The organism is Salipiger sp. HF18 (assembly GCF_011806505.1).
GTDB lineage: Bacteria > Pseudomonadota > Alphaproteobacteria > Rhodobacterales > Rhodobacteraceae > Salipiger > Salipiger thiooxidans.
In genome coordinates this window covers 1-1,514 of record NZ_JAATOS010000727.1, presented here as the reverse complement: position 1 = coordinate 1,514, position 1,514 = coordinate 1, and the positions used below count along the sequence as shown (strand labels likewise).

General features: G+C 65.1%; 1 protein-coding gene and 1 pseudogene. One reads left to right on the top strand and one right to left on the bottom strand.

From position 1 onward, the window contains the following. A pseudogene (locus HC022_RS26330) lies at positions 1-184 on the top strand (bifunctional folylpolyglutamate synthase/dihydrofolate synthase); the annotation flags it as partial. A 462-nt stretch (positions 185-646) separates the two neighbouring features. On the opposite strand, the gene zapE reads toward HC022_RS26330, so the two are convergent. Continuing rightward, the coding region (gene zapE / locus HC022_RS26325) for a cell division protein ZapE (RefSeq protein WP_167454352.1) at positions 647-1,514 on the bottom strand (868 nt) is incomplete at its 5' end.

Genomic DNA, 1,514 nt, shown 5'->3' with positions numbered 1-1,514 from the left:
TGAGGCCAACACGCTTCCGGCGGACGAGACCGCGCGGGTTGCGGCCTCGGTCGGGCTGCGTGCGGGCGAGGCCGGGTCGGTGACCCAAGCGCTGGCCGAGATCGTGGCGCAGGAGCCCGAAGCACGGGTGCTGATCTGCGGCTCGCTCTACCTTGCGGGGAGCATCCTGCGCGAGAACGGCTGAGCCCGTGTAAGCACGCCTTTCAAAGAGGCGATTCTGGCGGCCTATGTCTTGCGGTTGTGAAAAGTGCAAGTCATAGGGCTGGCATGCATCACTAGATGTTGACGCTTTACCACAGTTTGGCCTATCGTCATTTGCAAGACGCGCGTCGGACACAGGCACAAACAATCAACAGCGACGCGGGCCTTGGGGGACAGATGATGGCGACGGATACCGATCCAGCGCGCAGGGGTTCTGCGGGCCGGACCGGGGCAGGGTTTGACCCGCGCTGCCGAACGCTTTCTCCCGGACAGTGGAATATCAGGATGGGCCTCGCCTCGATCTCGGCAGGCTGGCCGTCACTCGCTACGACCATTCAATAAGCAGGCAACTGTAAACTCGAGCAGCCTGGAGGGTCCCACGGGACCCTCTTTTTTTGCCCCGTCGCCGGGGGCCTTCGGCGGCTTTGCCAAAGGCGCATGGCCCTCAGTTGGGCGGGTGGCCCCAGCTCGCGTCCTGCATCTCGCGCAGGCGGCTGGCGGTGCGCTCGAACTCGAAGGCGCCGGAGCCCTCGATGTAGAGGCTCTCGGGTTCGTCCATGGCGCTGACGATCAGCTTCACCCTGGCCTCGTAGAGCGCGTCGATCAGGATCACGAAGCGCTTGGCCTCGTTGAAGTTGTTGCGCCCCAGCCGGGGGATGTTCTCGAGCACCAGCAGGCGCAGCGCGTCGGCGATGGCGAGGTAGTCGCCCGGCCCGAGCATCTGTCCGCAGAGGTCGTAGAACGACGCCCGCGCCACCCCGTTGTGGTAGCGCGGCAGCTCGAGCTTGCGGCCCTTGACGTGCAGCACCAGCGGTTCTTCGACACCGTGGGTGAGCTCTTGCCAGACCCGGTTGATCTCGGCCCGGGCGGTGTTGTCGATGGGGGTGAAGTAAACCTTGGCCCCCTTCAGCCGGTCCTGCCGGTGGTCGCGTTCGGACGCCAGTTCGCGCACCACGAGCTTGTCCTTGATCAGCGCGATGAAGGGCAGGAAGAGCTGCCGGTTGAGCCCGTCCTTGTAGAGATCGTCGGGCACCCGGTTCGAGGTGGTCACCACCACGGTGCCCGCCTGGAACAGCTGTTCGAACAGCCGCCCGACCAGCATTGCGTCGGCGATGTCGGTGATCTGCATCTCGTCGAAGGCCAGCACCTTGACCGCGTCGCTGACGGCCTTGGCCATCGGCTTGACCGGATCCTCGACGCCCTCGCCGCGCAGCCGGTGCAGTTCGGCCTGCATCTCCTGCATGAAGGCGTGGAAGTGCACACGGCGGACCGGCACGTTGAGGCTCTCGACGAAGAGATCCATGAGCATGGAC